Here is a 24054-nt window from a genome sequence, read left to right as displayed (position 1 = left end):
TGCAATCAGGCGACCTGCGGTTGGCTGTCCAGCGCCGGCAGGTCGTCGGCCACGCTGTCCTGCGGTGCGGTCCAGGGCGTGTCGATACCGTCGACTTCCACCGCCATAGTGTCCGGAAAGCTGACAAGCACCTGGAAGGCGCGGAAATCGGCGCCCTCGGCGGCATCGGTGAAGACCACGGCGACGCTGCCGGCGGCGGCCGTGACGTAGTCGCGCACCGCATCCATGCCGACGCCGCGGCCGGACACGTCCGATACCTGCTGGCGGGTCGAGAAGCCGGGCCGCAAGATCAGTTGCGCGGCAGCCTCGTCGCTGATGGCCGATGCCGGGTCGATCAGGCCGCGCGCGATGGCGACGTCGCGAATGCGCGCCAGCGCCAGGCCGGCGCCGTCGTCGGACAGGGCAAACTGCAGCATGCCGTTGAGCACGCTCATCTCCAGGCGTATGGTGCCGGCTTCCGCCTTGCCTTTGGCCAGGCGCACGTCCGGCGTTTCCAGGCCATGGTCCATGGCGTTGCGGATCAGATGCATGAACACATTCTTGAGCATGGGCGCGGCCTGGCTATGCACCACGTAACCGTTGTCATGCAGCGCGACGTGCGGCATCGGCTTGCCCAAATCCTTCGCCAACGCAGGCAGGGAAGCCGTGATGCTGTCGAGCGTGGTGGCGATTGTTTCAGTACCGAGCAAGCGTAGCGTCTTGCGCACGCTGTTGCGCGCCGCCACCAGCTCGTGGATGTTGGCGGTGTTCACCGACTCCAGGCGGGACAGGCTATCCTGGATGTGCTTGCGGTCGATGGTCAACTGGTGTTCGGCTTGCTCAAGCTGTGGCCCGGCCTGGCGCCCCAGCGTCACGTCGTTGATACGGCGGTAGCGTTCCAGCACGCTCTCCGCCGCCAGCAACTGGGCCAGCAGCGCGGCCTGGTCCCATTCGACGCCGCGCTCGGAATGGCGCAGGTCGTCGTAATGCTCTTCGACGCCGTGCACGCTGTTGGCCAGGTGCAGCAAGCCATAGGTGCGCGCATTGCCTTTGATGGTATGCATGTTACGGAACAGCTTGCCGATGGCGAAGGTCGTCATGGTCGGGTTGTGGCGGATCACCGTCTCGTTTTCCTTGAGCAGCATGGTGGCATCGACCAGGAAGGCACGGAACTTGTCGCTGGCCACGGCCAGGATCTCGCCAATGATCTCCAGCTCGCGCTTTTGCTCGTTGGCTTCGGCCGCCAGCGCGCGCAATTCGGTCACGTCGCGCACGCACAGCATCAGGCGCAAAATGGTGTCGGCGCCGTCGGTAATGGGGGACCAGCTCAGGTCGAGGATTTTGGTGCTGCCGTCGGCCATGGTCTTGTTGATTTCACCAACCATCAGATGCTCGTTGAAGGTGAAATTCATCACGTCCTCGCCGATGCAGGCGCTACCCACGGCGACCGTCTGCGACAAGGCGTCGGCGCCCAGGTCGGTCCCCGAAAACACCAGCTCCATCACGTCGCGCCCGGCGATGTCGCGGGTCTCGAACACGGTTTCCAGGAAAGCCGAATACTCGTGGTGCACCCGGTTGCCTTCGGTGATGGTGAGGATGCCCTGCGGGATATTTTGCAGCATGGTCTGCATGTCGGCGGTCTTTTGCTGCAACTGGCCGGAGGCCCGCTGGATGGTGGCGATCATGCCGTTGAAGGCAACGATCGACTGGCCGATTTCGTCGTTACGTCCGATCGGGACGTTGCGGCTGAAATCCTGGCTGGAAGCGATCTCGCTCATGGTGGTCTGCATGCGGCTGATGGGCACCACGATCTGGCGATACAGCAAATAGCCGATGCCTGTCAGGAAGGCGCTGGCCAGCAGCGTGACGATCAAGATGATGCGGGTGGTGGTCGCCAGATTGGCGTTGAGCACCGTGATTGCCGTGTCCTTGCTGCGGTTTTTTTCGATGCGCAGCGTCTCGACGATTTGTGACAGTTCCTCCTGGTACTGCAGGGCGTTGCCGAAAAAAGTCGCCTGGGCGATGTCGTTCTTGCCAGCGAGCTTGTATTTCACTGTCTCGTCGATGGCGGAAACGTAATTATCCAGGCTCTCGGTGGCCTGGGTGACCAGGCCGCGCTGGGCGGCAGAATCGACACGCTTCATCTGGAAGGCGAGTGCCTGCTGCAGCGCGGTCTGGGCCACTTTCAACTTGTCGTTGTCCTGCTGGGCAATGGCGAGGTCCTGCTCGTACACCATGGTCAAGGCCGACAATTGCAATTGTTTGAGCTGGGCCATCAAATCGGACGACGCCAGCACCGTCGGCATCACGCCCTCGGTAACCAGGCGCACCTCGACGGCGCCTTTGCGCGATTGATAGACGGCGTAACCGCCAATCAATGAGATGGAGAAAAAGGTGAGGATGACAAATAAGGTGATGCGTAGACGGATGGTCATGTGTTTTCCAAAGCGAATCATTTTCGGGGATACGCTGGTCATATACGAGGAACGGGTTCAGCGCAGACGTTGCAAAGCGAAAGTATTGCTCTTCAGCATGACAAGATCATGACTTCGGGAAACATTTGGCTTTATCCGCTTGGGCGCTTGGGGGGATCACCTTGGTAGCGTTGCGGCCAAGCCGAGGATATCGCCGATGCCATCGTGTCTGCGAGACGTGATCGACAGCGTGCCGGCGCGCGCGCTTGGCACCATCGCGGCAGTCGCTGCTCGGTTACCGCCAGGATTTTTACCGCAAAGCAATCGGGGGTGTCAGCCGATGAGCGTGAAGCGCGCAGCCTGGCGTGCTCAGTCGATTGCGCAGGCCTTTTATGATGAGCGCTTCATCCCGACTTAGAAGCCCAGTCGTGACCTGAGTTTCACCAGCACCTGTTTCGATACCGGCATGACGGTGCGGAAAGTCGGGATCAGATACCGTCGTTCGTACACGATCTCAGCCTTGGCCGTCTCCAAGGCCGGTGTCCGATCCAGCATTTATATGTGATCTCAGCCTTTGCCGGTCACTGCGCAGCCAAGGCGTGTCGGAATGGCGGCCCCGTCCCTCGCTTCACGATGATTGGATGAGGTGGGTTGGCGGATAAGCGCGCTCAATTGCACCGCGCCAGAATCGATGGCGGGCGCCGGCTTGCCGCGCCCGCCGCTTTCGTCACACCGCTTCAGCGCGGCCCGGTCGACGAAAAAATCAGCTTGTCGATCTGCTTGCCCGCCCGTCCCGACACGCAACCGAGCATTTGCCCCGGCGACGCCTGGTAGCTGCCGGCGCCACCGCCGCCGCCAGTACCGTACGGGCCAAAGCGGCGGCCCTTGTTGCTGATGAAGGTCAGGGAGTCGACCACGTTGCCGCCACGATATTCCACACGGGTGATGTATTCGTCGCCCGGCAGGATGACCTCGCTGCGCCAGCCTTTGTCATGGTTGCCCTGCATGGTGGCCCAGCCATTCGCACCGTACTGGAACTGCACGGCGCCGACCTGGTCGCCCCATTTCAGGCGGAAGCCGGTGACGTGCTGACCGTTGCAGGTATTGCCATCACTCCAGGCGCCGCCGCCGTCGCCGCCCACAAGTTGCGAACCGTAGATGGGCCCTGCCACGCTGGAAGACGGGCCTGGATCGCGGCCTTCGCCTTCGCCCGAGTTGAGCCAGTGGTCGAGCGCGTCCGGATAGTTGTCCTTGCCGAAGGCGCTTTGCAGGTCGGGGTAACGCTGCAGGTAACTGGACACGGCAACCTGCGCGCTGCCTTGGCGGCCTTCTTCGATGCCCTCGTCGAGCCAGTGTTGCAGCACGCAGTCCAGGTCGGCGGCGCCGCAGCGCTGCTGCACGTCGAGATAGCGGGCCCGATAAAAGGTGGCGGAAAATTCCGGCGAGCCCTGGCGGCCTTCCTTGTAACCATGGTCTTTCCAGTGCGTGGGCAGGTCCACGCCGGCTTTGACGACATCAGGATTGTTGTCGTAATAGAAGTCCCAGTCGAACACGGAGGCAGCGAAGTGCGGATCCGGGCCCTTCTTGTGTTTCTTTTTCTTGCCGATGCCCTTGAAGGCGTTGCCGGCATCATTGAACGCATGCGTGGCGCCGTTCGACACGGTGCTGGCGGTTTTGCGGGCGGTGTTCTTGGTCTGGTCGTACGCCTGCTTGGCGACTTTTTCGGCTTGCTTGGCGGTATCGTCGATCTGTTTCAGGGCCGCCATCGCGTTCTTGGCGCCAAACCCTTCCAGCGACTTGTATTCGTTGGCCACCTTGTTGAGCGCCTTTTCCAGTTCCTTGCCGATGCAGTTCTCCAGTTTCGACGGATCGACGCTGACGCCGCCCTGGCCGTTCAGGATGTCGGCGATGTCCAGGCTCGGCGTGATCGATACCTTGGTCTTGATCTCGAAGGGATTGACGCAACTGGCTGAAAACTCCACCGACATGGTGTCGCCGGACAAGCCCAGCGCCAGTTTTTGGCCGGCCAGGTTGCCGATGACGCTCACTTCCTGGCGCTTGTCGCTGACGTCGGCGATGGCCTTCATCTTGATTTTGGTGTTGCCTAGCGGCCCCAGTTTGAGAGACAGATCCGCCTGCGCCGTGCCCTGGAAGCCTGCCTTGCCCACCGACACTTCCATGCGGCCCATGGTCTGGCCGAGGACACGCACCTCGCCGGCGCTGTACATGCGCGGTCCGCCATCGGCGAGTGGGCCCAGCACCAGCAGATTGAACGGCTTGTCGTCTTGCGGGAAGGGGCGGGTAGGGTCGCCGAACCGGTACGGACCGGGCGGGTTGGGGTTTTTCAGCTGGAACACGGACAAGGCTTTCGACATCGATTTGAGTGGCTGCGCATAGGCCTTGATGTTGCTGACGTAGCCGCCGCCGAATCTGTCGAGCGCGGTGGTGGTGGCCGATTTGGCGATGGCCGCCTGCGGCAGGATCATGTCGATGGCGATCCAGGCGTTGTCGAGCAGGCTCAGTGTCTGCGGCGTGGCCATGCGGAAAGAAAAGTCAACAAGGTCCATGGCGCCTTCGGGCGTCAACGGCGTCTGGAATTGCAGCAGGAGGTCCTTGGACGTGTTTTCGAAGCGGGCGTTGCCCTTGTAGCCGAACACCAGTTCGTTATCGATGAAGTAGGTGGCGTCGGTCAACACCAGTGCCGGCGCCAGCATCTGGATTTTCATCCCCGGCGCGGTCTGCAATTCGACAAAGGCACCCGGGTGCAGGGCGTCGGCGCCGGCCTTTTTCATGGTGTCGCCATCGTGCAGGGCGCTGGCAAGACCGGCGCCGGTGCCGGCGCCGCCGGCCAGGTCGGTCGGAATCGGCATCACCACGCCGGCGCGCAGGGTCAGCTGGTTGGCCGGCACACCGAGCGCGGCCAGGCTGGTCATCAGCGCGCCGCCGATGTTGGCCCGCGCGGCCAGTTGCACGCCGGCCGTAAAGCTCAGGCTTTGCACATTGAAATAGCTGTCGCGCACGATCTGCTGCAAGTCGGCCGGCATCTTGGCGATGTCCAGATCGTAGTCGGTGGTGGAGATCGAAATGATGGGGTCTTTCACCGCCGTCTGGCCAAATACTTTCTGGACATTCGGTTTGAGCAGGGTCGGCAGCGCCATGGTTTTATTCAACACCAGCAGGAAAGTCTGTTGCTGGGTGCCGCTGGTGAAAAAGTACAGCTGCAAGGGGCCGGACTTGGTGGCATAACAGCCGCTCAGGCCGCTGCCGCACGCGGTTTTTTTCAGGGTGCCGACCAGTTGGTTGACTTCATCCTTCATGCCGGCGATCGGCAGGCCGCCCAGCATTTTTTTCAGGGTGGGAGAAATTTGCGGCCCGTTGTCGGCGCTGGCAAGCGGAACAAGGATCACGACATTCAGAACGGCAAAGGCCGCCATCGATAACAGTTTTTTCATGGATAACATTCGGGTTCTTGGCAGAAAGTGACTGTGAGCAACTAGTATAGGTAGCCGTCACGATGTTGTTGCTGAGCAAATCTGAGCTTGCTACGACTGTTGCAACACAGCACAGCAATGAAAAACGCCAGCGCTCCGGCTGGCGTATCGGGCCATCGGACTGCTGTCTCAGTAGTACAAAAATTCCAGCGCCTGGCGCAGGCGCTCGCCGGTGCTGTCCATGCGTTCCCAGCGTTCGATGACGACATCGCCCTGGCGAAATTCGCGGAACATGAGGTTGCCGTTCAATTGGCTGAGCACGCTGTCGGTGTTGGCCGGCGTGTCGCCCTTGAAACCGAATTTTTCGCGCAGGGCCTTGACGGCAGGGTCGAGCCCGGCAGCCTGCTCGACGCCGTTTCTCGCCGTGTAGGCTGGCGTGCGCGGCGTAATCAGCATCAATACCGAGCGCTGCAAGTCGTTGCTCTGCTTTTTGGAAAACAGGTATTGCACGCCAGGCAGGTCCTGCAGCACCGGCACGCCGTCGCGCGTTTGCGTGGAGGATTTTTCGGTCAGGCCCGACAGCACCAGGGTGTCGCCCAGCGTCATGACGACGTTGGCGTTCGCGGTAATTTCGCCGGACTCGATCTGGTACGCCACTTTCGGGTTGTCGATCGAGGCGGTCAGCGAGGTGCGCTGCGCCTCGACTTTCAGTTGCACCTTGTCGTTGGCCAGAAACACGGGCGTGACGGCCAGCTTGATGCCGAAGCGTTTTTCCAGCGGCACGATGGTGGTGCCGCCCTGGGTGCTGGCCGACACAATGCCTGCGCTCAAATTTGTGCCGGAAAAAAACTCCGACGGCATCCCTTCGATGGCCGCCAGGGTCGGCCGCGCCAGCACTTCGTTGATGGCGTTGCTGGCGTTGGCGATATTGAGCGAATACGACAGCGCCGGCACCGTCACCGCGCGCGTGATCGTGGTGGTGGTGCTGCCGGGCGCGCCGCCCGTCGCCACCGACGAAATGGCGCGCGAAAACGCCGCCAGGTTGCCGGCGCTCGAACCCAGCTGCAAGGTCAGGGCGCTGAGCAGATTCACCCCTTTCGAGGTGCTGACCTGGTCCTGCATGGATACCAGCACGACGTCGACCAACACCATGCGCGGACCGGTGGCGTCGGCGGCGATGGCGGGCGGCGGGGCAAGCGGGAAGGCCGGCGCGTCGTCTGGAGCGGTCGCTGCGGCTGGCGCGGCAGCCGCCACCGGCGCCGACGCGACCGGCCGCGGTGGCGGCACTTTCGGCATCGTGAACGCCTGGGTCGGCACGATGGCGGCCCTGGCGCTGGCCGCGCCCAGATTGGCGTGCTGCACCACGGCGCCGCCGGACAGCGCCGGCTGCTTGTCGTAAAACGATTTCCATTGGGCGACGCGGCGGTCGAGCCGGTCGGCCTCGGCCGGCGCGGCGGCCAGTTTGCCGCGCACGTTCTGCGCCTTGTCGAAGGCGCCACACGAGGCGTACACCGCCACCGCCGAGCGCAGCATGGCGGGGTTCGGCGGCGCGGCGCCGGCGCTCAGCTGATCGGCCATCAGGCAGGCCGTGACGGCGTCGCCGGTCAGGTAGGACGCCGTCATCAGGCCATTGATCGCCACCTGGCTGTCCGGCGTCATCATCAGCACTTCCGTCAATTGCGCCTTGGCGTCGGCGTAGCGGCCGTGATCGAGAAAGGCGAGTCCGAGAAACTCGCGGGCGATCCAGTTGGCCGGATCGATGCGCAGCGCTTGCTGGTAGCCCTCTATGGCCATCTCGTTCTTTTGTGTATCACCCTGTTTGGCCTGCAGGTGATAGACAAAGGCGTTCAGAAAGTGCAGTTGCGAATTGCCGGGCGCCATTTGCAGCGCTTCATTGATGGCGCGACTGGCCTGCGGCAGCTCGCCGCGCTGGATGAATTTCACGGCGGCAGTGGCCTTGGCCAGGGTTTCGGTTTCCGGCTGGCCGCTCGGCAGCAGCATGAACTTGCCGACCATCGCCGTGAACGATGGTTCGGCCGGCGCGGCCCATGCCGCTGGCGACAGGCACAGGGCGGCTGCCAGCGCGAGCGCGGAGCGGTGTAAGCGGGGGGCGGCAAGCCTGGCGAGTGTCATGGCGAAAGGAAGTGGCTGTAAAGCAAGCAGTATAGGAAGTCGCCGCCATGCCGTTCCTGAGCGATTCTGAGAATCAGCGCTGAACTGTTGCTTTCTGGTAAAACTGGAAGCCGACCGCGCGCAAGGTGTTGACCGGCAGCGGATGCGTGCAGGCCTGCGCCACCTTGCGGCGCAGCCGGCGGATCTGCGTGTCGAGGCGGCGCTGGTCGTAGGTAAAATATTCTTCGCCCAGGGTTTCAATGATGGCGCGGCGCGTGACCACGCCGCTGTCGCGCATCATCGCCTGCAGCACGGCGTGATCCTGCACCGACAGCGCGATGCTGACGCCATCGGGCGCCAGCAGGGTGCGCGGCGAAGCCGACAGGCGCCAGCTGGGCGTCGGCTCGGGCAGCAATTGCGGCGCCACCAGGGCGTTGTCGTCCAGCTCGCGCCGGGTGATGTCGCGCGCCACGCCGACCCGCATCTGGTATTGCTCCGACCAGGCAGCCGACCAGCTGATCGACACCACGCTGCCATCCTTGCGCACGTAGCGGTTCTCGAAATAGCTTTGCTGGTAGCCGCCCATGACACGCTGGATCGATTCCAGCGTGCGTTGCAGGTCGTCCGGATGGACCAGGTCCATCATGTTCTTGCCGACCATTTCTGCCGGCGTGTAGCCAAAGATCCGTTCGCAGGCGCCGCTGACTTTGATGCAATTGGCATTGACGTCGACGAAGCAGATGGCGTCCATCAGCAAGTCCTGGTAATCGATCGCCGCGATGTGTGCCGGGCGTTCCTTGTCGTGTTGTTCCAAACCGTTGCGCTCCGTGTGCCCGCCGCTGGCAGCGGCGGTGGCGGTGGCCATGATCATAAAGTAATTTGCGGCAACTTTGTTGCACAAATTATCTCCCGCATGGGGTTGACGATGCTGTTGCCTTGCGCACAGCATCGGCCAGCAAGCGTGCTCTGCCAATTGCTCTGGCCTCTTATAATCGGCGCTTCCTCCCGCTGAGAAACGTCCCGCCATGCCTGAAATGACCTTGACATCCCGCTACCTCGGCACCCTCCTGGGCCTCGCCACCGGTGACGCCCTCGGCACCACGGTCGAATTCTCCCCCCGCGGCAGCTTTCCACCAGTCACCACCATGACCGGCGCCGGCCCTTTCAATTTGAAGCCCGGCCAGTGGACCGACGACACTTCCATGGCCCTGTGCCTGGCCGAAAGCCTGATCACCAAAAACGCCTTCAACCCGGCCGACCAGATGGCGCGCTACCTGAACTGGTGGCAATGGGGTTACCTGAGCTCGACCGGCACCTGCTTCGACATCGGCATGACGGTGCGCACCGCGCTCGACAAATTCGCCGACACGGGCAACCCGTATAGCGGCGACACCTCGCCGAACACGGCCGGCAACGGCTCGCTGATGCGCCTGGCGCCAGTGGTGCTGTTTGCCTATCCCGATGTGGAAGACGCGATCCGTCTGGCCGCCGACAGCTCCCGCACCACCCATGGCGCACCGGAAGCGGTGGAAAGCTGCCAGCTGTTTGCGGCCCTGCTGTGCAGCGCGCTGGCGGGAACCAGCAAGCAAGAGCTGCTGGCCAGCATCAGCTACCAGCCAAGCGAGCCAAAATTGACAGAGCTGGCCACCGGCAATTTTATCGCCAAGGAGGAAGCACAGATCCGCGGCACCGGCTACTGCGTCGACTCGCTGGAAGCATCGCTATGGTGCTTCTTTAATACGGACAGTTTTGAAGTAGCCGTGCTGCGCGCCGCCAACCTTGGGGACGATGCCGATACCACCGCCGCCATCACCGGCCAGATCGCCGGCGCATATTACGGCGTGGCAGCGATCCCGCCAGCCTGGCTGGCGCCGCTGGCCATGCGCGACGAGATCGAAGAGATGGCGATCAAGCTGCTGGAACGGCCACGGCCGCGCTAGTTGGATTTGCGCAGCGTAATGCGCGTCAGCTCGGACGGGCGCCCCAGGCGCAACGCCAGTCCGGGCCACAAGGCCGTGCCGTTATTGACGTAGAGCTGCATGCTGTCCACCTCATACAGCCCGGACACGAAGCCGCCGTTGGCCAGCGCGAACAAGCGGTCCAGGCCGGCGATCAGGCCGCCGTGGGTATGGCCGGACAGTTGCAGGCTGGCGCCCAGCGTGGCGGCGTGGCGTGCGTTTCTCGGTTGATGATCCAGCAATACTACCGCCGTGTTCGTTGGTGCGCCCTTGAGCGCTTGCGCCACGTCGGGCGCGGGCAAGCCGGTGTTGGGGGCGGTGACGTCGGTCACGCCGGCCAGCACCAGTTGCGCGCCGCCGCGTTCGATGACGGCGTGGCTGTTGTCGAGGGCGGTCATGCCCAAGCCGGAAAAATACTGCATCCAGGCATCGTGGCCAAAGAAATATTCGTGGTTGCCGGGAATCACATACACGCCATCTTTGGCATGCAGGCCGCGCAGCGGCGCCACGTCCGCCGCGCGGTCCTTGATGGCGCCATCGATCATGTCGCCCGTGACGACGATCAGGTCGGCGTCCAGCGCGTTGGTGTTTGCGACCACGGCTCGCGTCCAGGGCGCGTCGAACAGGCGGCTGATATGAATGTCGGTCAGTTGCACGATGCGGTAGCCGTCGAACTGCGGTGGCAGCTTGGCGATATGGATCTCGACATCCTTCAGCGGTGGCACGCGGATGGCCTGGTGCACGCCGATGGCGGCCAGCGCCATGGCGGCAGCCGCCAGGCCGTAGCGCAGCTTGGGTGGGATCGACAGGCGGCGCCAGCGTACCAGGCTGGCGACGAGCATCACCACGTCGAGCGCCAGTTGCAGCAGGGCCAGCAGCAGAATGGCGCTGAAGGCCCAGTTGAAGGCGATAACTATTTCTCTTGGGAATTCGGGCGAAAACACGCTGCCGGACGACAGGCGGCTGTACAGGTGATATTGCGAGGCGAGCAGCAGGACAAGGGCAGCGGCCAATCTGGTACGCAGGGACCATGGCAGCGGCCACAGGAAACGCGCGATGACGAACAAACAGGGCAGGGCGAACATCAGGTGAAATCGGATCATGGAAGTGGATCTTCGTGTTGACGAAGGGCCATTTAACCACGATTGCCGCCATCAAGTGGCGCACTGGCCCTGGCGGCTGCCCGTTGCCTCATATAATAAAATCGTCAGCTTGCCTGACTAAAACATCCTCATATCCCAGCCCATGAAATCGATTTTATTTTGTACCAGTTATATCAAGAATGAACAGGCGTGGCAGGAGCGCTATCAGCGCTGGCTGGATTACTACCAGGATGGCCCGATAGCGGCGGCCAAGAAGATCATGATCGACGACGGCTCGCCGTATTTGCCGCCGCCGGACATCATCAAGACGGTGACCAATATGGCGCCGCTGTCGCTGTTCAATGACGACAAGGTGATCGTTCGCTTTGACAATAACCTGGGGCGGCAAAGCCTGTCGGCTTACCCGGGCTGGTGGCGCAGCTTTCTGCATTCGCTAACCCTGGCCAGGGAGCTGGGCGCCGACAAGATCATTCATCTCGAATCGGACGCGTATATCTTGAGCCCGCGCCTGGCCGATTTCATCAACGGTATCGAGTCCGGCTGGCATGTGATGTGGAGCGAGCGCTACCAGTTTCCGGAAACGGCGATCCAGGTCATTTGCAGCGATCAGTTCGACGTGTTCGAGCAATTCAAGGCGCGCCAGCCTGATTTGAATGATGGCGACCTGGCGGAAAATCTGCTGCCATTTACCTCGGTCGGCCGCCAGTTCAAGGGTGAGCGCTATAGCGAAATGCGCAAGCACGGCGGCTTTTCGCGCCCGAAGAAATTCGACTGCGTCCCACTGTTTCAGCAGCCATTCTTTCGCGAGCCGATTCCGTTTGACGCCGATTTTGTCACCCAGGCCGTGATCTCCCAGCATGTTGAATTTCGCAGGAACGGCTGATCAGTTAAGTAAAACGTGGCCGGCGTCGTTCAGCAGCTGGACGGCGGCCGGCAGGTCCCGCGTCTTGAGCAGCAGGTGGTCGCCATCGTAAGTGGAGACCACGAACACGCCCAGGCCGCCCAGCGACAAGGGCCGCACCACCGACAGCACGATGCCGGTGGCGCCGAAGGCAAACGGCCCCACGAAGCGCCAGCAGCTCCATCCCGCTTCCGATACCGTTCCCGGCGGCACGCGCGCCGCTGCGCAGACGATCGACAATTCATGCTGTGACCGGCTGATGCTGACAAAACCGTCGCCATCGGCCCAGGCAGGGAAGGGGGAGCTGGCGTCGAGGCGGCTGACGGCGTATTCGCCCGCCGCCTGTTCCAGGGTGATGCTGTGCAGTTCGGTGTTCATTGTTTTCCTTAATGGATGAAAAGCGAGGCGGCGATTGCCCACATGGTGACGGCGATCAGGCCGTCGAGCACGCGCCAGGCCCGCGGATTGGCAAACACGGGCGCCAGCAGGCGCGCGCCCATCGCCAGTGCGCTGAACCACAGCAGGGAGGCGGTCATGGCGCCGGCCGAGAACCAGGCGCGGCCGTGTTCGGGCTGTTGCGCGCCGATGGTTCCCAGCAGCACCACGGTATCGAGCCAGGCATGGGGATTGAGCAGGCTGAGCGCAATCGCCGCGCGCAGGGCCGGGCCAGCTTCGTTGACGGCGCTGCTGGCCGCCTGCAGTACCTGATCCTGGCCGCGCCAGGCGGACCAGGCGGCGCGGCGCCCGTATTCGAGCAGGAACAGCGCGCCGCCGATGCGGATCGCGCCCAGCAGCCATGGCGTGGAGGCAACCAGGCGGCCGACGCTGCCGGCGCCCAGGCCGATCAGCAGGATGTCGCCCACGATGCAGGCGGCGGCGCACAGCAGCACGTGCCGGCGTTGTATTCCCTGCCGCAATAAAAACGCGTTCTGCGCGCCGATGGCGATGATGAGTCCGCCACCCATGGCCATGCCCTTGAAAAAACTGCTGCTCAACATTGCTGTTCCCCTGCAAAAGGATGCCAGCATAGAAGATGACGGTAGATTAGTATAATGAATGTTATTCGTGATTGATTCGAAAAATTCATGTGGTGGTGTTGATGAGCGTGCTGGATTACCGGGGCCTGGCGGCCCTCGATGCGGTGGTGGAGCAAGGCAGTTTCGAGCGCGCCGCGGTCGCCTTGTCGATTACGCAGTCGGCCGTGTCGCACCGCTTGCGCGCGCTGGAAGAGGCGACCGGCGAGTTGCTGGTGATCCGCAGCCAGCCGCCGCAAGCGACCGCGCGCGGCCACCGCCTGATCGCCCATTACCGGCAGGTGCTGCTGCTGGAAGCGGGCTTGGACGCGGAGGCGCCCGAGCCGGCCGCCCTGCCGCAGCTGGCCATCGCCTCGAATGCCGACAGCGCCGCCACCTGGCTGCTGGAAGCGCTGGCGTCCGTGCTGGAAGAACCCGCTTGCCGCGTGGAATTGCTGCTCGACGACCAGGACCAGACCTTGCGCCTGCTGCGTGAAGGCAGGGTGGTCGGCTGCATCGCCAGCGCGCCGGACGCCGTGGCCGGCACCTCGGTGGTGGCGCTGGGCATCATGTCGTACCGCTGCGTGGCCACGCCGGCGTTTGCGCGGCGCTGGTTTCCGGAAGGACTGAACCCGCAGTCGGCCGCCAGGGCGCCGGCCGTGATCTACAACCGCAGCGACACCCTGCACGCGCGCTACCTGGCGCAGATGGGGCTGGACGAGAATGTGCCGCACAACTACTTTCCCAGCTCGGAAGGCTTCGTGGCCTTTATCCAGGCCGGCCTCGGCTACGGCATGGCGCCCCTGATCCAGGTGCGCGAGGAACTCGCTGACGGCCGGCTGGTCGATCTGGCGCCAGGCACGCAGGTGGACGTGGCCCTGTACTGGCACCGCTGGAATATCCAGACGCCGCTGACCAGGACGCTCAATGACGCCATCGTGACGACGGCCGCCAGGTGGCTGGAGCCGCATCAGGCCGGCATAGTTTGATATCCTTTACCTGACTCAAGGCGAGCAAGAGACGTCGTTTGACCCTGCGCCACGGCAGGCCTACAGTGATTGCTGTCGCCTCCAGCCCGGTGCCCCATCATGGCCAAGCCCTTTCCCGTCAATCCGAAGAACCCCGAACGCATCTGCTGGGGTTGCGATAAATATTGCTCACCGGACGCCATGGCCTGCGGCAATGGCTCGGAGCGTACCCAGCATCCGATTGAACTTTTCGGCGAGGGCTGGAATGAATGGGGCCTGAGTGCGCCGGAGCAGCAGGACAACGCCAAGAAAACGCCGTAGGCACAGGCAGTTCAGGAAGTTCCGGGCGGCCGTTACAATACATCGCCTGAACTTTCTTTCGCTACCCATGCAAACCACGCTATTGCACTGGCTGGACTCAGCCGGCCACGATTATCACTTTGCCGAACACCCTGCCGTGCACACTATCGATGAAGCCCTGTCGTGCGCGCCGGCTTTGCCAGGCCTGATGTGCAAGAACATCTTTGTGCGTGACGCCAAAGGCAAGCGGCATGTGCTGGTGATCGTGCCCTGCGATAAACGCATCGACCTGCTGGCGCTGGGACTGTTGCTGCAGACAAGCAGGCTCGGTTTTGCTTCACCCGATCGATTGCTGCGGCACTTGGGCGTGACGCCGGGTTCCGTCAGCGTGCTGGCCCTGATGCAAGACACCGGGCATGCGGTGGAACTGGTGCTGGACCAGGCCGTATGGGATGCGCCGCAAGTGCAGGCTCATCCCTTGCGTAATACGGCCACGGTGGCGATATCGCATGCCACTTTGGTGGCTTTTCTTGCGCATACGGGCCATGTGCCGCGTGTGGTCGAGGTGCCCGCACTATCCTGATTGGACGTTGGTCAATGCCCCGCCACCGGGGTGCTGCCGTTGCGGCGGCCCGGCCTGAAGCCGTGCGTGCGCGCCGACCAGGCGATCGCCATGGCCAGTATCAGCAAAACGACCATGGCCCAGGGGAAGGCGCCCGTTCCCCAGGTTTCCAGCAAGCTTCCCCCAAGCACGCCTGCCGCCGCAATCGCGCCATTCCAGGCCACCACATTCATCGATAGCGCCACGTCGGCGCCGCTGCCGGCCGTGTCGGCCAGGGCCGTTTGCAGCAGGGTGGCCGCGCCGCCGAAGCTCAGGCCCCAGACGGCCATGCCGAGGTAGATAACGGCGGGCAACTGCGACCCCAGGCCCAGCAGGACGGCCGTGGCAGCGAACGCGGCCAGGCTGGCCAGCACGGTGATACGCAAATGGCGCTCGACCAGCTTGCCCGTGATCCAGATGCCGGCAATCGCCGCCGCGCCAAACACCAGCAGCACCAGGTCGACCCTGGCAGCCAGACCGGCCGGGGCAACAAACGGGGCGATATAGGTATACAGAATATTGTGCGCCAGCATCCAGGTGATCACCACGGCCAGCACGGGGCGCACGCCCGGCGTGGTGAAGACCCGGCGCAGCGGCATGCGTTCATGCGCCGACTGGCCCGGATAGTCGGGCACTTTCGCCAGCACCCAGGCGATCAGCACCAAGGTCAGTGCGGAAATAATCCAGAACGCCATGCGCCAGCCGACCGTCGAGCCGAGCAGGGTGCCCAGCGGTACCCCCAGCGACAGGGCGACCGGCGTGCCGACCATGGCCAATGCCAGCGCGCGGCCCTGCTGCCGTTCCGCCACCATGCGCCGCGCATAGCCGGCCAGCAAGCTCCACGCCAGGCCTGCCGCGACGCCGGCCAGGAAACGCGCCACCAGGGTCAGCCCATAATGGGAAGACAGGGCCGTGACCGAATTGAAGACAAGAAAGCCGATTATGGTCAGCAGCAGTACCTTGCGGCGCCGCCAGCCGCGCGTGGCGATGGTCAGTGGAATCGCCGCCAGCAGGGAACCCAGGGCATAGGCGGTGACCATTTGCCCGGCCATGGCCTGGCTGATGGCGAGGCCGGCGCTGATCTGCGGCAACAAGCCGGCGGGCAAGGTTTCGGTGACGATGCAGATAAAGCCCGTCATGGCCAGGGCCAGCAGGCCGGAGACGGGCAGGCGGTCGTCCAGCACGGGGCTGGCGGCGGCAGTTACGGCAGGGGAGTTCATGTGGATCCTTGATCAGGTTGGGCGCAGCGGTGCAAGCACGCCAAGGGCGATACATATATATCGATCGGTATAAATATAGGCGAATGCAGCTTGCGTTGTCAACGACTTCTGTATCGAGTAGTATTTATGTAGTTGAAATCAGGAGGATCAGATGGCACAAATGGGAAGGCCGCGCACGTTTGACCGGCAGGCAGCGGTCGAGCAAGCCATGTTTTTATTCTGGCAGCAGGGGTATGAATCGACTTCCTTGAGCCAGCTCAAGGCGGCCCTCGGCGGCGGCATTTCAGCGCCCAGCTTTTATGCGGCTTTCGGCTCCAAGGAAGCGCTGTTCCGCGAAGCGGCGCAATGCTACCTGGACACGTATGCGCGGGTGACGCACTGCCTGTGGGATGATGCCCTGGCGCCGCGCGACGCGGTCGAGTTGGCCCTGCGCCAGTCGGCGCGGATGCAGTCCGACGCGGGGCATCCGCCCGGCTGCATGGTGGCGCTGGGCTGCATGAGCGCGCCGACGGCGGAACATGCGTCCGTGGCCGCGCCATTGACCGCCTCGCGCGCGCGCACCCGCGCCGGCTTCGTGCGCTGCGTCGAGCGTGGCGTGGCGCAAGGGCAGTTGCCTGCCGATACCGACGCCAGCGCACTGGGCGCCGTCTTCGACGGTTTTTTGTCGGGCGTCTCCATCATGGCGCGCGATGGCGTCGGCCATGGGGTGTTTGACGGGGCCATCAGCGAGCTGATGCGGCTGTGGGATGCGCAGCGATCCGGCTGATTACGGCTTGAAGAAAAATTCCAGTACTTCATCGCCATGCGCATCCGTCTGGCCGGTCGATGTCCAGCCCAGGTGGCGGTAAAAGCCGTACGAGCGCGAGGCGGGATCGCTGGAGCAGCCGAGAAACAGCCGCTGATGTCCATGCGCGCGCAAGTCGGTCATGACCAGTTCCAGCAAGGTCTTGCCGGCACCCATGCCTTCCACTTCCGGCAGCAGGGCCAGCACGATGATTTCGCCCGTGTCCAGGTCGCCAAAACAATAGCCGGCCAGCACGCCATTCGCGTGGCAGGCATGGCCAGGCAGCTTGCCGGAACGCATCAGCTCGGCCCAGGACTCTGCCGTAATGCCGAACTCGGCCAGGCGTTCGGCTGACACGGCGTTTTGCCGGGTCTGGCCGCGCACGGTGATAAAGGCGGCGGCGTCTTGCGCCAGGGCCGCTTGAGAGACCAGGATGGGGAATGGTGTCGGTGTCGTCATGAGGTCTCTTGCTTGTTATGCGCGCAACTGTACCCGTCTTCAACAGAACACTCAACCCTCGCGCCTGCGTCTTAGAATGGTCGCCATCCACCAAACGCCACCAGACAAGGAGCTTGCATGACCTTATCCGCAGAATCCCTCAACGAAGCCGGTATCGACGCCTATAATGATGACAACTACGCCGAGGCCTACAAGCAGTTTCATGCGTCGGCCAGCACCGGCCACGCGGCCGGCAAGCATTTCCTGGCCAGCCTGTACTACCAAGGCCAGGGCGTGACGCAAGACCTGGCGAAGGCGGTGGCGCTGTTTACGGAAGCGGGCGAGGCCGGCTATCCGCCATCGCTGGCCAACCTGGCGCTGATGTATGCCAGCGGCGATGGCGTGCAGCAAGACGTGCAGCAGGCGCTGGTGTTTGGACGCCAGGCGGCCGAGGCCGGCGATGGGCAGTCGCAATTCAACCTGGCCCAGGCGTATCGGCGCGGCGTCGATATCGCCCAGGATTTCGAGCAGGCCGCCTACTGGTACAAGACGGCGGCACAGTCCGGTTCCTTGTCTGCGCAGAATGAGTACGGCTTGCTGTATGCGCAAGGCCAGGGTGTGGAACTCGATTATGTGGAGGCGTATGCCTGGATCGCCATGCCGGCCGCAGCGGGCGACGAGCAGGCGATCAAGAACCGCGACCAGTTGCTGGAAATCCTCACCCCGGCCCAGCTGGAGGAAGCCAGGGCGCTGGCGGCCGAATATGCCGGCCTGTACGGCAGCGATCCCTACTGATCATTGATCAGTCTGGCTTGCGCGCGTCGACCTTGCTCAGCACGCCAGTAGCATCGAGCGCATAGCTGTCGAAATCATTCGCCAAAAACAAGGTGCCCGCATAGTCCAGGCGCGCTTCCGCTTCCAGCTCGGCCATGCCGTCGCGATGGTGGTAGCGCGCGCTGAAGTGCGTCAAGATCAAATTCGGCATGCCGCAGCTGGCGGCAAATCGGGCCACCCGCTGCACCGAACTATGGGTCGGCCCCGGCCCCGCCTTTTGCAGCATCGCTTCCGTGTAGGTGGCCTCATGCACCAGCAGTTGCGCACCCTGGCAAGCCTCCTGCAGCAGGGCTGGCGTGTCGTTGTCGCCGCCCACCACGATGGCGGCCTGGTCTGTTTTCGTGATACGGAAGTCGGCGCTGCGCAGCTGCCGGCCGTCGTCGAGCAGCACATCCTGGCCTGTTTGCAACTGCCCCCAGACGGGGCCGGACGGCACGCCCTGGGCCAGCAGCGCCGCCTTGTCGAGTTTCCATTTATGCGTTTCCAGCGCAAAACGAAAACCCACGCTGGCCGCGCGGTGCGACAGCGGGTGCCGGGTGATCGTCAGCCCCGCTTCCTGGTGGACGACGTGCGCGCTGTTGACGTCGATATGGATCAGCGGATAGGTGAGAAACAGTTCCGTATGCAGCAAGGTGGCGTCCAGCCAGGCGCGGATGGCCGGTGGCGCGATAATGAGCAGGGGCCGCTTGCGCCCCGTCATCGAGGCGCTGGCCAGCAGGCCCGGCAAGCCATAGCTGTGGTCGCCATGCACATGGGTGATGCAGATGCCGGCCAGGTCATGCACCGACAAAGGAAGGCGTTGCAAACGGTGCTGGGTGGCTTCGCCGCAATCGACCATCCACCAGTCGCGTCCCAGGGTGGTTTGCACGGCCAGCGAAGTGACGTTGCGGTAGCGGGTGGGCACGCCGGACGAGGTGCCGAGAAAAGTCAGTTTGAACATGGCGCAATTATGCTTCACGGAAAGTGATTTGTGCGTGATTACAACGAAACGTAACCGGACGTGCAATTTGCAATACGAAATGTACAATGAATGAATACAACAGACGGCGCCCGAGCACCGCGTTTGATTTACCTGTGTTTGTCTTCATTCACCCCCCCAAGGAGTACAACATGCACACACCAACCAAGAAAATCCTGACCGTGCTGGCGCTGACCGCGCTGGTGGTGGCCACGGCCGCAGGGTTCGGCAGCCTGTAAGCAGGCACCATCGTTTCATCCGGACCCGGGCCGCCACAGGCCCGGGTTCTTGTCTGCAACAGCAATTACCGCCGCAGATAGGCGCTGCATTCTCCGTGGCAAGCTCCCGCACGCGTTAGAATCACGCTTTCCCTTTTATTTCCCCATCCACATGCAGCAAAGCCGCCAACTGTTTTTCCGCCTGGCCAGCCAATTTCGCCGTTATGGCGCGATCGTCGCCTTCACCCTGCTGGCCGTGGGTGTGGCCTCGGCCACCGATGTGCTGCTGATACGCCAGTTGCAGAATGTGGTCGACGCCATGCGCGCCACGGCCAGCGAGCACGTGGCGCCGGCCACCACCGGCATCATGGGCCTGCTGCAGGGCTGGGTCGACCGTTTCCTGCCGGCGCAGGCGGGGCAGGTCGACCTGTGGGTGATCCCGGCCACCATCCTGGGCCTGGCGGTGATGCGCATGGTGTCGAGCTTTGCCGGCGACTACGGTTCCGTCTGGCTGTCGAGCCGGGTGCAGGCCGATTTGCGCGAGCAGATGTTCGCCACCATCATGCGCCTGCCCAGCCGTTTCTTTGACACCACCACCACCAGCCTGACGCAGTCGCGCGTGGCGTTCGACGCCAGCCAGGTGTCGCAGGCGGGTCTGAACGTGCTCAACGTGGCGGTGCGCGATTCGGTGGCCACCATCGGCTACCTGGTGTTGCTGTTCAGCATAGACGTCAAGCTGGCGCTGTTCTGCATGGCCACCATGCCCATCATCGCCGTCATCGTGACCCTGGCCGGGCGCCGCATGCGCCACCTGAGCAAGAGTTCGCAGCAGGCGGTGGGCGAGCTGACTTCGGTGCTGGACGAGAGCATCGGCGGCCAGCGCGTGGTCAAAATTTTTGGCGGACAGGATTACGAGCAGGCGCGCTTTGCCGACGTGGTCAAGCGCAACCGCCAGCTGGCCGTCAAGCATGCGGCCACCTCGGCCATGAACTCCGGCATCATCATGATGCTGGTGGGTATTACCTTGTCGTCGGTAATCTATTTTGCGTTGCTGCGCGCGCAGAGCGGCGCCATCACGCCGGGCGCCTTTGTTGCCTTCATGGGCGCCCTGATGGCGATGCAGTCGCCGATCAAGAACCTGACCAAGATCAATGAACCGCTGCAGCGGGGCCTGGCCGCGGCCGAGTCCGTATTCGGCCTGATCGACACGGAGCTGGAGCCCGATCCGGGCCAGGCCGCACCGGTGGCGGTGCAGGGCAATCTGTCGCTGCAGAACGTACACTTCCGCTACAACACGGACGACCCCGATGCGCCGACCGCATTGAAGCATGTTTCGCTCGATATCAGGGCCGGTGAAACGGTGGCGCTGGTGGGCGGCTCGGGTGGCGGCAAGACCACCTTGCTGGGCCTGCTGCCGCGCTTCTATGACGTCAGCGGCGGCCAGATCCTGCTCGACGGCGTCGATCTGCGCGATTACCAGCTGCTGGCCCTGCGCCAGCAGTTTGCCCTGGTCAGCCAGGACGTGATCCTGTTCAACGACACGGTGGCGGCCAATATCGCCTATGGCGACCCGGCGCCCGACCAGGCGCGCATCGAGGCGGCCGCGCGCGCCGCCTATGCGCACGACTTCATCATGCAGATGCCGCAGGGTTATGCGACGCCGGCCGGCCAGAACGGTTCGCGCTTTTCCGGCGGCCAGCGCCAGCGCCTGGCGATCGCGCGCGCGCTGTACAAGGACGCGCCGATCCTGCTGCTGGACGAAGCGACCAGCGCGCTGGACACGGAATCGGAACGGCAGGTGCAGGCCGCGCTCGAAGTGCTGATGCGCAACCGCACCACCATCGTCATCGCCCACCGGCTGTCGACGATCGAAAGCGCCGACCGCATTGTCGTGATGCAGGGCGGGCAACTGGTCGAGTCCGGCAGCCATGCGGCCCTGCTGGCCAGCGGCGGCGCCTATGCGCGCTTGCACGCGAGCCAGTTGTCGTCGGTCAAAGCAGCCGTCAGCTAAGTTTTCTTTCTGGCGTCGGCATTCACCGTCGGCGCCACCTGCCATCTCCTCGTGCCGCAGCCCTGCGGCGCGGGCATCATCGTGTCGGCCTGTTCTGCCATCCGCGTCGTCGGATATTCTTTTGCTCCCGCGCTTCATCGTCCCGCATGCCTTCTGCCATGACAGGGAAACTTCCTGGTTTTCCGTCCGCCGCGATCCGCATCATCTTCCTACATTAAATTCACTCATTGAATTCTATTCAATAGTAACAAGTTCGATTGAATTATCAAGGTAATAAAATTTATTTCATTCATAAAAAATAATTTATTGTCAATAATTATTAATTGGCGTTTAAGTATATTTCCATTGATTTGAAATTGAGCTACAATGATTCCGCATGGAAACACGAGTTCTGATTATCTTCAATGGTGGGATTTTTTCTGCCGATTGTCGGTGATGATTTATCGCCGCAATCGAGGGTTGGTCACTTGATTGTTTTTCAAAAAATGTCGTGCTATCGCTGATGAGTTACCTGTCAAGCCAGTATTCATGCGGGGCCGCGGTTGTATTGCCGGGGCCAAGAAAAATCCATCCCGTCTTTTTACTTGAAATGAAATCTACAATCATGAATCTGATTTTCTCATCGTCAAAACTCAACGCTGCGATGGTATGCGCCCTCGCACTCCTGTCGGCGAATGCGTCCGCGCAGGAATCGGCATATGCCGACCTGAATTCATGCGTACAGTCGGAGCAATTGACGGCAACGGCCAAGGGCGCCGCAGTCGGTGCGCTGGCAGGTTTGGGGGCCTCCTTCCTTGGCGGCATGAAGAAAAAAGACGCAATCAAGGCCACGGCACTCGGTGCGGTCGCCGGCGGCGGCATCGGTTTCGTCAAAGCTTATTACGAGGCTACCAATATCTGCTACAAGAAGAATCCGAGCTGGGTTCCTGCTTCCAATATCACCCGCTCCGCCACGCTGGCGCAGGCAAAGAAAGACGCCAAATACAAGCCGAGCCAGGGCATCGTGACCGGCATCGTCAAGATCGACATGCCCGAGTCGGTCAAAAGCGGCACCGCGAGTATTCCCATGAATACGGTGTTTAATGTGTTGACGCCGGATGATGCTGAAATGCAGGTAGAAATCGTACGGAAAGTCTACGTTATCGAAGATGGTAAGGAAGAACTCATGCCATTTACTGCCGGCAGTCCGTCGGAAACCAAGACGTTTGAACCGGCGCAGCATACCGACACGGTGAATTATGAATTGAGCTCGAATTTCAAGCCTGGCATGCAGCTGCGCTACGAAATTCAGATCAAAACCGCAACCACTGCGGTGGTGGCTGCAACCAAAACCGTCTCAATTATCTGAAAAAAACTCGATGTTATCGGTGGCGCCCGGAACCGTAAATGACGCGGTGGCCGGTGTGCCATGTTCATTTCTCTCTTCAAGTCACTTTCATGATGAAATCGATCTGGCGCGGCCTGATGGTCCTCGCGGTGTTGTTGCTCAGCGGTTGTGCCGCCAATCAATTGCCGGGCTATCAGCATGTTTATTATTCATACGATATTCCGCCCGAATTGCTGCAGAAAATTGCGGTCAAATTCAAGCAGCATGGATTGACGCAAGCGTCGGTGGTGCGCGATGGCGTTGGCCGGGTACGCTTGGCTGGCAATTACGACGATGAACAGCAAGTCGAGCGGGCGTTCATCATTGCCCAATCCATCGTCGGCTTGAAATCGACCTCGCCGATCTATCCGGAAAATATCAAGGTCAAGCGCTGGGAAATCGACGCGCGGCAGGCCAGCGACGATTTCTTCAAGCAACGTAGTGCACGCAAGCTGGCGGTGCTGACGGTGCCGCAGAAGCGTGCACTGGTGGTCGGCATCAATACTTTCCGCGACAGCGCCAGCCTGAAGCCGATTCAGGGCGAAGATGATGCGAAAGTCGTTGCCGAGCGCCTGCGCCGCGCCGGGTACCAGGTAACGTCGTTGTTCGGCGAGCAAGCCACCAAGGCCAATATCGAATCGAAGATCGCCGAAGTGGGCGATAGCCTGCGCGCCAATGACAGCCTGTTCATCTATGTATCGAGCCACGGCACGCCGCCCGTTCCGTCGCCGGCCGGTATCGATCAGCGACGCATGTCCATTATTGCCGTCGATTCAGGCAGTGTCGATGGCCGCAAGCGTGGAAAGACGGATTACTTGCTGCATCTGCAGGAAACCTCGGTGTCCGACACCCTGGTACAGCAACTGGCACAAAAGTCCAGCCGCGAAACGCGCGTCTTCATCGACACCTGTTACAGCGGCGAGATGCTGAACGACATCAAGGATGAATCGACCGCCTTCATTCTGAAAGCCAACAATGGCCGACCCGAAAGCGAAGGCATTTCGATGGCAGCCTGGAGTGGTGAAAAATTTACCTCCAAGGCAATTGTCTTCAGCCCCGAGGAAGTGGCCGCCAGCGACAAGGCGAAACGCCAGGGCGTGCCGCAGAAACTCGACCGCAGCCGCAGCGGCTATACCGTGATCACCGCTACCAGCGAAGGGCAGGAGGCACTGGGGCCGAAACATGATGTCGGCGTGTTCGACAGCCCGGTCGCGCCTTCTCAAAAACTCAGGGGATCGTTCTTCACGCAGGCTTTCTTTGCTTATCTGGAACAAAGCCAAGGCGAGATCGAGCCGGCTTTCGAGCGGGCCCGCGAGTTTACCTCCGCCAAGGCCACTGTGCTTACTGATGGCGAAAAACAGCAGGTGCCACGCAAGTACAGCACCTTCCCCGTCAAGCAGGACAATTTGTATCTGTGAACCCCAGCGGTCCGCCTGGAGCGGCCC

Annotated in this window: 21 protein-coding genes; 11 read left to right on the top strand and 10 right to left on the bottom strand. The window is 62.3% G+C overall.

The genetic code is table 11. The features are described 5' to 3' along the window. Positions 1 to 5 precede the first annotated feature (5 nt). From Q8L25_RS27105 to Q8L25_RS27090, 4 genes are all read right to left on the bottom strand, one after another. Complete coding sequence (locus Q8L25_RS27105; RefSeq protein ID WP_308922336.1) at positions 6 to 2414, bottom strand: HAMP domain-containing protein; 2409 nt, start codon at positions 2412 to 2414, stop codon at positions 6 to 8. Between the two features lie 716 nt (positions 2415 to 3130). Beyond that, entirely contained in the window at positions 3131 to 5845 is a 2715-nt protein-coding gene (locus tag Q8L25_RS27100) for a jacalin-like lectin (protein WP_308922335.1), read from the bottom strand. 168 nt (positions 5846 to 6013) lie between these two features. After that, positions 6014 to 7957 carry a secretion protein gene (locus tag Q8L25_RS27095; protein WP_308922334.1) on the bottom strand — a complete coding sequence of 648 codons (1944 nt, stop codon included), beginning with the start codon at positions 7955 to 7957 and terminating at the stop codon, positions 6014 to 6016. 73 nt (positions 7958 to 8030) lie between these two features. Continuing rightward, positions 8031 to 8807 carry a PAS domain S-box protein gene (locus Q8L25_RS27090; protein WP_308922333.1) on the bottom strand — a complete coding sequence of 259 codons (777 nt, stop codon included), beginning with the start codon at positions 8805 to 8807 and terminating at the stop codon, positions 8031 to 8033. 154 nt (positions 8808 to 8961) lie between these two features. Between Q8L25_RS27090 and Q8L25_RS27085 the strand changes: the two genes are divergently transcribed. Further along, positions 8962 to 9876, top strand: a complete 915-nt coding sequence (locus tag Q8L25_RS27085) for an ADP-ribosylglycohydrolase family protein (protein ID WP_308922332.1) — start codon at positions 8962 to 8964, stop codon at positions 9874 to 9876. Here the strand turns inward: Q8L25_RS27085 and Q8L25_RS27080 are convergent. Continuing rightward, complete coding sequence (locus tag Q8L25_RS27080) at positions 9873 to 10997, bottom strand: metallophosphoesterase (protein ID WP_308922331.1); 1125 nt, start codon at positions 10995 to 10997, stop codon at positions 9873 to 9875. The genes Q8L25_RS27085 and Q8L25_RS27080 overlap by 4 nt on opposite strands. Before the next feature lie 142 nt (positions 10998 to 11139). Between Q8L25_RS27080 and Q8L25_RS27075 the strand changes: the two genes are divergently transcribed. Beyond that, positions 11140 to 11880, top strand: coding sequence for a hypothetical protein (locus Q8L25_RS27075; protein ID WP_308922330.1), 741 nt, complete (start codon positions 11140 to 11142; stop codon positions 11878 to 11880). Here Q8L25_RS27075 and Q8L25_RS27070 read toward each other — a convergent pair whose 3' ends face one another. Next, positions 11881 to 12276 carry an ACT domain-containing protein gene (locus Q8L25_RS27070; RefSeq protein ID WP_308922329.1) on the bottom strand — a complete coding sequence of 132 codons (396 nt, stop codon included), beginning with the start codon at positions 12274 to 12276 and terminating at the stop codon, positions 11881 to 11883. A gap of 8 nt (positions 12277 to 12284) precedes the next feature. Next, a complete protein-coding gene (locus Q8L25_RS27065) occupies positions 12285 to 12896 on the bottom strand; it encodes a LysE/ArgO family amino acid transporter (protein WP_308922328.1) in 612 nt (203 codons plus the stop codon). A 101-nt stretch (positions 12897 to 12997) separates the two neighbouring features. On the opposite strand from Q8L25_RS27065, the gene Q8L25_RS27060 reads away from it, so the two are divergent. The 3 genes from Q8L25_RS27060 (at position 12998) to Q8L25_RS27050 (ending at position 14762) form a co-directional block, all read left to right on the top strand. After that, positions 12998 to 13900 carry a LysR family transcriptional regulator ArgP gene (locus tag Q8L25_RS27060; protein ID WP_308922327.1) on the top strand — a complete coding sequence of 301 codons (903 nt, stop codon included), beginning with the start codon at positions 12998 to 13000 and terminating at the stop codon, positions 13898 to 13900. A 99-nt stretch (positions 13901 to 13999) separates the two neighbouring features. Continuing rightward, entirely contained in the window at positions 14000 to 14200 is a 201-nt protein-coding gene (locus Q8L25_RS27055; RefSeq protein WP_308922326.1) for a DUF3079 domain-containing protein, read from the top strand. A gap of 67 nt (positions 14201 to 14267) precedes the next feature. Beyond that, positions 14268 to 14762: a prolyl-tRNA synthetase associated domain-containing protein gene (locus Q8L25_RS27050; protein ID WP_308922325.1), complete on the top strand. Its 495-nt coding sequence runs from the start codon at positions 14268 to 14270 to the stop codon at positions 14760 to 14762. 11 nt (positions 14763 to 14773) lie between these two features. Here the strand turns inward: Q8L25_RS27050 and Q8L25_RS27045 are convergent, their stop codons facing one another. Continuing rightward, positions 14774 to 16000, bottom strand: a complete 1227-nt coding sequence (locus tag Q8L25_RS27045) for an MFS transporter (protein ID WP_308922324.1) — start codon at positions 15998 to 16000, stop codon at positions 14774 to 14776. Positions 16001 to 16151: 151 nt separating this feature from the next. On the opposite strand from Q8L25_RS27045, the gene Q8L25_RS27040 reads away from it, so the two are divergent. Continuing rightward, complete coding sequence (locus Q8L25_RS27040; RefSeq protein ID WP_308922323.1) at positions 16152 to 16766, top strand: TetR/AcrR family transcriptional regulator; 615 nt, start codon at positions 16152 to 16154, stop codon at positions 16764 to 16766. Here the strand turns inward: Q8L25_RS27040 and Q8L25_RS27035 are convergent, their stop codons facing one another. After that, entirely contained in the window at positions 16767 to 17243 is a 477-nt protein-coding gene (locus Q8L25_RS27035; protein WP_308922322.1) for a GNAT family N-acetyltransferase, read from the bottom strand. Between the two features lie 117 nt (positions 17244 to 17360). On the opposite strand from Q8L25_RS27035, the gene Q8L25_RS27030 reads away from it, so the two are divergent. Continuing rightward, the gene (locus Q8L25_RS27030) at positions 17361 to 18017 is read left to right on the top strand and encodes a tetratricopeptide repeat protein (RefSeq protein ID WP_308922321.1); all 657 of its coding nucleotides are present in this window, start codon (positions 17361 to 17363) and stop codon (positions 18015 to 18017) included. A gap of 7 nt (positions 18018 to 18024) precedes the next feature. On the opposite strand, the gene Q8L25_RS27025 is transcribed toward Q8L25_RS27030, so the two are convergent. Continuing rightward, positions 18025 to 18996, bottom strand: coding sequence for a ribonuclease Z (locus Q8L25_RS27025; RefSeq protein ID WP_308922320.1), 972 nt, complete (start codon positions 18994 to 18996; stop codon positions 18025 to 18027). A gap of 86 nt (positions 18997 to 19082) precedes the next feature. Here Q8L25_RS27025 and Q8L25_RS27020 point away from each other — a divergent pair, with 86 nt between their 5' ends. The 4 genes from Q8L25_RS27020 (at position 19083) to Q8L25_RS27005 (ending at position 24027) form a co-directional block, all read left to right on the top strand. Continuing rightward, positions 19083 to 19253: a hypothetical protein gene (locus Q8L25_RS27020; RefSeq protein ID WP_308922319.1), complete on the top strand. Its 171-nt coding sequence runs from the start codon at positions 19083 to 19085 to the stop codon at positions 19251 to 19253. 151 nt (positions 19254 to 19404) lie between these two features. Continuing rightward, the gene (gene msbA / locus Q8L25_RS27015) at positions 19405 to 21243 is read left to right on the top strand and encodes a lipid A export permease/ATP-binding protein MsbA (protein WP_308922318.1); all 1839 of its coding nucleotides are present in this window, start codon (positions 19405 to 19407) and stop codon (positions 21241 to 21243) included. A gap of 604 nt (positions 21244 to 21847) precedes the next feature. Then, complete coding sequence (locus tag Q8L25_RS27010) at positions 21848 to 22591, top strand: hypothetical protein (protein ID WP_308922317.1); 744 nt, start codon at positions 21848 to 21850, stop codon at positions 22589 to 22591. A gap of 89 nt (positions 22592 to 22680) precedes the next feature. Then, positions 22681 to 24027 (top strand): caspase family protein, encoded by a 1347-nt coding sequence (locus Q8L25_RS27005; RefSeq protein ID WP_308922316.1) that lies wholly within the window; start codon positions 22681 to 22683, stop codon positions 24025 to 24027. Positions 24028 to 24054: the final 27 nt, after the last annotated feature.

The organism is Janthinobacterium sp. J1-1 (genome assembly GCF_030944405.1).
Classification (GTDB): domain Bacteria; phylum Pseudomonadota; class Gammaproteobacteria; order Burkholderiales; family Burkholderiaceae_D; genus Janthinobacterium.
The sequence above is the reverse complement of the archived record's forward strand: the minus strand, read 5'-3'. Positions and strand labels throughout refer to the sequence as shown.